The sequence below is a fragment of the Mycobacterium sp. 141 genome (assembly GCF_000382405.1).
In the GTDB taxonomy this organism is placed as follows: domain Bacteria; phylum Actinomycetota; class Actinomycetes; order Mycobacteriales; family Mycobacteriaceae; genus Mycobacterium.
In genome coordinates this window covers 248156-256126 of sequence record NZ_KB908260.1, presented here as the reverse complement: position 1 = coordinate 256126, position 7971 = coordinate 248156, and the positions used below count along the sequence as shown (strand labels likewise).

Here is a 7971-nt window from a genome sequence, read left to right as displayed (position 1 = left end):
CGGGACTGTCCGATTAACGGTGTAAGCGGCGTGTTCTGTTAGGCAGTTTCGCTTCCCGGCATGCGGTCGGCGAAGGTGATCGCGAAGGCATTCAGTGCTGGTTTCCAGCGCATCGTCCACCGCTTCTGGCCGGTCCCGGTCGGGTCCAGTGACCGGGTGACCAAGTATAGGCATTTCAAGGCGGCCTGCTCAGTCGGAAAATGTCCACGGGCCCGGATCGCACGGCGATAGCGGGCATTCAAGGATTCGATGGCGTTGGTTGAACAGATCACCTTCCTTATTTCAGTGTCGTAGTCCAGGAACGGAATGAACTCACTCCACGCGTTGCGCCACAACCGAATTGCTGCCGGATAGCGCTGTCCCCATTCGGCTTCGAAGGCATCCAACGCCGCCGCGGCGGCCTCGGCGTTGACCGCGGTATAGATCGGCTTGATGGCCTTGGCGATCGCATCACGATGCTGGCGCCCGGCGTAACGGAACGTCCCGCGGATCAAGTGAATGACACACGTCTGCACGACGGTGTCGGGGAACGCCGCACCCACCGATTGCGGCAGTCCTTTGAGGCCGTCGCAGACCAGGAAGAAGATGTCGGCCACGCCGCGGTTCTTCAGTTCGGTCAGCACCGAGAGCCAGTACTTGGCCGACTCGCCGTCACCCTCACCTGCCCACATACCCAGCACGTCACGATGGCCGGCCAGATCTACCCCGATGGCCGCGTAGATCGGCCTGGGACCGACCTGGCCGTCGCGGATCTTGACGTGCAGAGCGTCGATGAACACCGCGGCATACACCCGCTCCAGTGGACGCGTATGCCAGGCTGTCATTTCCTCGACAACGCGATCGGTGATCCGACTGATGGTGTCCTTGGAGACCTCGGCGCCGTAGATGTCGCTGAAATGGGCGCTGATCTCGCCTGTGGTCAGCCCACGGGCATACAGCGACACGATCACCTCGTCGACGTCGGTGAGGCGCCGTTGGCGTTTCTTGACGATGTGCGGTTCAAAGGTGCCGGCCCGGTCGCGGGGCACGTCGATCTCGATATTGCCGCACGAGTCGGTGAGTACGGTTTTCGAGCGGGTTCCGTTGCGGGAGTTACCGCTACCGTGACCCGCGGGGTCGTGGCGGTCATACCCCAGATGCTCGGAAAGCTCCTCATCCAACGCGGTTTCGATGACCGTCTTGGTCATCGCCTTCAACAGCCCACCCGGGCCGGTCAGTGCAACACCGGCCTCCCGGGCCTGGCGCACCAGCTCCCGGGCCACCTCGAGTTCATCGACCTCACGGCCGCGCGGGATATCAATCGCCGCCGGAGCGGGATCGTCATAGTCATTCTGCGATGGCTCCACAGCCACGACAGTCTCGGTCATCAGGTGACCTTTCCGCCCCCGACACACCGGGGGCTTTAAGGCCACTTACACCGTTACTGCGACACTCCCGCGTAAACGCTTGGCTAGGTTTGGATTTCGACGGTTGTGCTGATCTGTTGGGCGACCGGCGTCCACAGGTCAACGTCGACGTGTGGGGATTCGATGCTGACCATGAGTGAGTAGTCAACGCCTTTGTCGCTTTGGTCGTACTTGCGTTGGTTCTTCCACCATCCCGCGACCGGGTACACGGCGATGGCTCCCTTGCTGGCGAGTTTGGCTGCATCCCCTGTCCAGATGTCGGTGTGTAGTGAGCCGGGGGCCTGTTGCAGATTGCTGCCGAACAGCCAGCCTTTCTCGGTGTCGAGGGCAGGTGGGCGCTGCCCGTCGATACGTGCGCGCGTGTTGATGCGTTGGCGGAACGATTCGACTCCTTCCTCGGGCCGTCGGGTGGCGAACCTTAGGCCATGGGAGGGATAGATATAACGGCCCGTCCAGCCGCGGCTGGACGGATTGGGCTCAACGAAGTAGGACAAGGTCACACGCATGCGTACTTCGGTTTCTCCTAGCCCTTCGAGTATTTCGGTCGGCCATGGCAATTGGTGGAGATTCATCTCCCGCACTTTGCCTGCGTTGCTGTCGCCGTCGCGCTCGTAGGGATGGATTCCGGCCTCTGCGATGAGGGTGAGCGCGTCGGTGGCGCTGCGCAGTGCGCGGGCCGCGTCGGGTACCCCCATGCCGTAGCGGCGCAGCAGGCTGGCGAGGCGAGTCTTGTTCGACTCGGCGTTGAAGCGGGCGCGCATGGCGTCGGTCCACTGAGCTGAGTGCACGATCAACCCGCGGATGGTCTCGGGACGCAGCTGCGGGTAGGCCTGGGAGAGATTGCCAGCAATGGCTGCGACCTGAGCGGTGGCGGCCGAGGTGTCTCGCGTCGCGGTGAAGAAACCGTGTCCCGGGCGTTGGAGGCGGGTCGTGAGCAGAGCGAGATTGGGCGGCGTATCAACGTCTGCGCGGTCCGGTGATGCCGCGACGTTGCCGCCATCAGCGACCACGTCAGGCTTGAACGGCCATTTCGTGCGGTCAAACACTACCGATGTGCGGCTGACCGGGGATAGTTCACCTCTCTTGGCTACCGGCACGTAGCCGGCGAAATCAGCTGGTGCACCGGACATGTCGTCACGATTAGAGTAAGCGCCAACCGTGAGCGCGTTCCACGACTGGGCGGGGTCTTCGACCGGCTCGACATCACTTCGAGCGAGGTGATCATCGCTGCCGCGAAGGTCGCGGATGTTGCCGGCCGAGACGAGGAACAGGCGCGGGCGCCGCGGCTCGTCACGGTCGAGGTAGGTGAGCTTGGGATCGGTGTCATCGATGGCCCGGCCGAAGGCCAAAGCATCGATAGCTGCAGACCACGACGTGGGTCGGCCGGTGTCGATCCGTGTGGTCGGTTCGGCGTCAGTTCCGTCGAGGGGAGGGCGGCGCGCAGTGACCGCGAGCATGAACACGCGGCGCCGGTCGGCGGCTTGGATCTCTGGGCGGTCGACAGCACGAGCAGTGATAGCACCGTAGAGATCACGATCGTTGTGGGCGTTATCCGGCAAGAACTTCACCGACTCCAGGCGGTGCGTCAAGTGGACCGGCTGAGTGTCGACGAGTGCGGCGTGCAGGTCTCCGTAGAGGGCCAGGCCTGCCATCTCAGTTCCGTGCGACTCGACGGGCGTGGTCTGCCAGCGCGGGTCTGCGACGTGCAAATCCGCGCTGGCAATCGAGTCGGTGAGCAGAGGGTGCGTGTCATGCACGCCGGTGTCGAGGATGCACACCACCGCAGCATCCTTGTCGGCCATCCGTAGACGCGCGCGCAGATCGTCCACCCATTCGGTCTGCTCGGTGGCGGGCAGTTCTGTCAACAAGGTGGCGACATCGTGCGGTCGGCGCAACTCGGCGATGTCGTCAACTGATTGAAACGTCTGCGCCAGTTGGTCTGCCGAAGCGTGTAACAGCACTACGGTGCGGTCACCGAAACCCAGATAGTGCTGACTGGTGCGCAGTGCGTGCTGGGCAACAAAGTCGCTGAACCTGGCCTGTTCGCGGCGGTCACGGTTAAGCAGCCACACCTCCCACCAACGGACTTCGGTGGGGTCGTCGGGAAACAACTCATCGGGATCGGTCCACAGTTCGCGGATCGTCGCTCGCCGGATCGACCCGATACCCTCAATCAGTCCGGCATTGTCCGCCTTGGCCCGGTCCGCAGAGGACACATAGGCATCCAACCGCTTGAGGAAGTACTCCTTTTTGCCCCGCGGGATGTACACGGTCGCCATCTGAACGATCCCGTCGGGGGTCTGCGTCTCCCGGACGGCGACCAGCTCGGGCTGCTCACCAGAGCGCTGTGGGTCCAGACTTTGCAGCGCCAGTTCTAAATCCGGAAATGACACAAAGGTGACGTAGGTGCCTGCGGGCTCGATCTCATCGTCGGTCGTGGGGGCGACGGCGGCGTTGAATTCGTCAGTGAGGCGTCGGCCATGCCCCTGGCGGTCACCGGTGAACTCGTGCTTCTCGCCGCCGCCACCAGCGCTGGCAAGAGTGAAGGGCTCCGATGACGGTGCTACCGGCACAACAAGGTGGGGACGATCTCGAGTTGCCATGACGTCTAGATCGCCGGCTCGCCGCGGCGATGGGGACGCGGCCGCTCGTGCAGAGCGGCCACCAGGTCATCGGTGCGCACTCGGGCCCTGCCCGACAGGACCGTTCGTTTGGCCGCATTCTCTGCTGCAGTCGCGATCTCTGCGTGGCTGAGCCCCTGGGCGGCCGCGACGACCCTTGGCCAACTCAGGTTGCCGATGTGGAACCGAGCAAGTCGGTTCCGGATGACGACCTCGGTGGCCGCGTCGTCGGGCAGCGCGAAGTCCATCACTGTGTCAAATCGGCGATAGAGGGCGTTGTCGAGCAGCTGGGGGTGATTGGTGGCCGCGATGATGATGCTGTCCGAGGGGTCCTCTTCGAGGAATTGGAGAAAGGAGTTTAGGACTCGGCGGATCTCGCCGACGTCGTTGGGTGCGGCCCGGTCGCCGGCAAGTGCGTCGACCTCGTCGAACAAGTAGACCCCACGCGTGTCGATGAGTGCATCGAAGATCAAGCGCAGTTTCGCTGCCGTCTCACCCATGTATTTGGTGATGATCGTGTCCAGCCGCACCGAAAACAGGGGAAGCCCTAGCTCACCGGCGATAACCTGCGCGGTTGAGGTCTTGCCGGTCCCTGGGGGGCCGATGAGCAGCAACCGGCGCGCGGCCCGAAGACCGTGGCGGGCAAGCATGTCGCGTTGACGCTGCTCAAGCAGTACATGCCGCAGGTGCTCGGCGAGACTAGGAGATAACACGAGGTCTGCCAGTCGAGACTCCGGATAGCTGACAGTGAGCAGAGAGCTCAGTTCACCGCGAGGCTGCGCCACGGGCACCACCGAGGCGACCCGCGACTTCACTGCACCACGCTTACGCAACTCGTCAACCAGGTCGCGCAGTTCTTGGGCGAACTTTGCGTGCCCAGCTCGTGCAGCTTTTGCAGCCACCTGCATCGCCACGGCGTAGAACTGGGGGTCGTCGCCCTCGGCGTGGCTCATGACGAGAGCCTTCAACTGGTCATTTGTCGCCACCGCCGACCTCCCTTCGGTTCAAACAACCGTCCTGACCAGCACGGCAAGCCCCGTGAGCTGAGTCTAACGGGCGTGATGACCGCTCCCCGACACCACGCCTGACGCGAATACACCAAACCTGGCCGACGAGATCTGTCCCGGATGTCCAAATGCAGCGATAGCCAGGCCCCACACGCAAACTCATACATGTCCTCAAAGATGAGGTCGGCATACGCCGAACGGACGAAACGTTCTAGATCCGCCACTGCGGCTGTACGCGGTTGGTATCCAACTTGCGGGAGCCGGGGGGGCCGGGTGCGATGACGGCGTGGTCGAGCACTGATTTGATGATGGCTCGCCGGCGGTCGATCTCGATGGCCGTCAGTGGCCGCCCGAGGCGCTCCATCGGCACCGTCAGTGCGCCGTCCCCGGCGCCGACTTCGACGATGGAACCTGTTGTGTGCGAGACGATCTTGACGATGTCGGCGACCACGCGAGAGTCGCACAGGAAATTCTGGCCGCGCTCATGCCGGCCTTGATATGAGGATGACACGGGAACTCCGCGATCGCAGGGACAAAGCTGCTGCGACGGATGTGTCGAGATAGAGCAGATCCGCCGCTAGGAGATGCGGATGCGGATGAAGAAAGTCGCGCCTGACATGGCCACCACCGTAGGCGCCTGGCGGGAGCGTTCAACTCGTTTCACCGTACTGCCAGAAAAGTGCCCGGTAGGAAATATTGCCTGACGGGCAGCATTCGGCTACCGTGGTCGGTGTGGGGCTGAGGGAGCGCAAGAAACTCGACACCCGGCGGGCGCTCAGTGACGCCGCGCTGAGTCTGATGTTCGAGCGTGGGCTGGAGAACGTCACCCGCGAAGACATCGCCAACTTGGCGGGTGTCTCGTTGCGCACCTTCACCAACTATTTCGGCGGCAAGTACGACGCACTGGCATACCGCCAGGTCGAACGGATGCGGCGCAGCATCGAGACACTGCGTAATCGACCGGCCGACGAGCCATTGTGGACGTCGGTCATGGCGGCCGTATTGGAGCCGCTCGACGAGGACTTCGAGGACATGTACGGCGCCGAGAACGTCCTGCCGACGCGGCGGCAGCTAGCCGAGGTCCGAAAACTGTTGATGGTTCCGGAGATTCGCGATGCGACGTTCCGTGCGATGTTCGATGAATGGGTCGCGGTCATCGCCGAGCGTACCGGCACAGATCCCGCGCACGACATGTATCCACAGCTGGTGGTGGCCGTTGTCCGCGCCGTGGGCGACGTCGCGATGAACCAATACGCAAATGCCGACCCGCCGGTGTCATTTACCGCACTGATGCGAGAGGGATTCGCGGTCATCACCGCCGGACTACCTGAACCTGGCAGGAAGAAATGAACGAGAAGACGGACGTCGTCATTGCCGGCGCCGGGCCCAATGGCCTGCTGTTGGCGGGTGAGCTCGCGTTGGCCGGCATTCGTCCGGTCGTACTCGAGCAACTGCCCGCTCCGAGTACCGAGTTGAAGGCCAACGGGATTGTCGGGCAGGCGGTTCGGGCGCTCGACCTGCGGGGCCTCTACTCGCTGCTCAGCGGCTCGGCCGATCCGCCGCAACCCATGCCCGGCTACATCTTCGCGGGTATGCGGCTGCCCTTCCTCGGGGTCGCCGACAACCCCATGTACGGCATGATGATTCAGCAGCCCCGTGTGGTGCGCGCGCTGGTCGGCTGGGTGGATTCCCTGGGTGTAGAAATCCGCTGGGGTCACGAACTCACCGGAATCGATTCGCGCGCCGACGGTGTCACGCTGGCGGTGACCTCGTCCGAGGACTCCTACCGGCTGGACACCCGTTACCTCGTCGGTGCCGACGGCGGGCGCAGCTTGGTCAGGAAGAGCGTGGGCATCGAGTTCCCCGGCTTCACCACCGATGTGGTCGCCCGGGTCGCGCACGTCAGCGTGCCCGCTGAGCTGCGCACCGGTGACGGCGCGCTGAACCTTCCAGGTTTCGGACATATCCCGTTCGGGCACAACAGGTTTGATGGTGGCGTGCTGATCTATGCCGAGTTCGAGCCGGACCGGCCGATGGTCGGGACGATCGAGTACGGTGACCTGCTGGCCGACGACGCGCCGCCGCTGACGGTGGCGGAACTACGGGAGAGTGCCGCCCGGGTGATCGGGGTGGACCTGCCGATGGGTCCGCCGCCCGGCGAGGGGCCACATGCGTTGCGGCGCATCAACGGCCAGAACACGCGGCAGGCCGACCGGTACCGGGCCGGCAACGTGTTCCTGGTCGGGGACGCCGCCCATGTGCACTCGGCGATGGGGGGTCCCGGGCTGAACTTGGGCATGCAGGACGCGATGAACCTCGGCTGGAAGCTGGCCGCCGAACTGAACGGCTGGGCGCCGCCCGGCCTGTTGGACAGCTACCACACCGAACGTCACCCGATCGGTCAGCGTGTGATGACCCAGTCGATGGCGCAGGCCGCACTGATGGCGGCCGGTCCCGAAGTTGCCGCGCTGCGAACGCTTCTCGCTGAACTGCTGGCGACGCCCGACGGCGCGACGCACATCGCGAACGTGATCGCCGGCTCCGACCTGCCCTACGACATGGGACCGGAGGGACATCGGCTCTGCGGGTCGATGGTGCCCGAGCTGGTTCTCGATGACGGGCGTCGAGTCACCGAACTGATGCGGGCCGGCCGTCCGGTGCTGATCGATTCCTCCGGTGGCCATGCCGAGGCCGCGCAGGGATGGTCCGACCGGGTCGAGATCGTCCGGACAGGTGTGGTCGACGGGCCGACTGCGCTGCTGATCCGGCCCGACGGCTATGTCGCCTGGGCCGCAGACGGATTCGACGACAGTGGGTTGACCGATGCACTGCAGCGGTGGTTCGGCGCCGAGGACGTGGACGCCGCTGCGGAGCTCACCGCCTGAGGGTGCGGCGCGCCACCTTGGAGAACCTGGTTTGACCGTCTGACCAGGTGGA

5 protein-coding genes and 1 pseudogene are annotated in these 7971 nt (G+C 64.2%); 2 read left to right on the top strand and 4 right to left on the bottom strand.

All coding sequences use genetic code 11. The features are described 5' to 3' along the window. Nucleotides 1-38: 38 nt before the first annotated feature. From H276_RS0111700 to H276_RS25300, 4 genes and pseudogenes are all read right to left on the bottom strand, one after another. Nucleotides 39-1370, bottom strand: a complete 1332-nt coding sequence (locus H276_RS0111700; RefSeq protein ID WP_026356883.1) for an IS256 family transposase — start codon at nt 1368-1370, stop codon at nt 39-41. A gap of 80 nt (nt 1371-1450) precedes the next feature. Then, the gene (locus tag H276_RS0111695) at nt 1451-4009 is read right to left on the bottom strand and encodes a S8 family peptidase (protein ID WP_026356882.1); all 2559 of its coding nucleotides are present in this window, start codon (nt 4007-4009) and stop codon (nt 1451-1453) included. Nucleotides 4010-4014: 5 nt separating this feature from the next. Continuing rightward, nucleotides 4015-5013: an AAA family ATPase gene (locus H276_RS0111690; protein ID WP_019971496.1), complete on the bottom strand. Its 999-nt coding sequence runs from the start codon at nt 5011-5013 to the stop codon at nt 4015-4017. Between the two features lie 295 nt (nt 5014-5308). Further along, nucleotides 5309-5545, bottom strand: a pseudogene (locus H276_RS25300) (rRNA adenine N-6-methyltransferase family protein); the annotation flags it as partial. A 221-nt stretch (nt 5546-5766) separates the two neighbouring features. Here H276_RS25300 and H276_RS0111680 point away from each other — a divergent pair. Together H276_RS0111680 and H276_RS0111675 are read left to right on the top strand one after the other, a co-directional pair. Then, nucleotides 5767-6384 carry a TetR/AcrR family transcriptional regulator gene (locus H276_RS0111680; RefSeq protein WP_036460946.1) on the top strand — a complete coding sequence of 206 codons (618 nt, stop codon included), beginning with the start codon at nt 5767-5769 and terminating at the stop codon, nt 6382-6384. Continuing rightward, entirely contained in the window at nt 6381-7919 is a 1539-nt protein-coding gene (locus H276_RS0111675; protein ID WP_019971493.1) for an FAD-dependent monooxygenase, read from the top strand. The genes H276_RS0111680 and H276_RS0111675 overlap by 4 nt, the downstream gene beginning before the upstream one ends. Nucleotides 7920-7971: the final 52 nt, after the last annotated feature.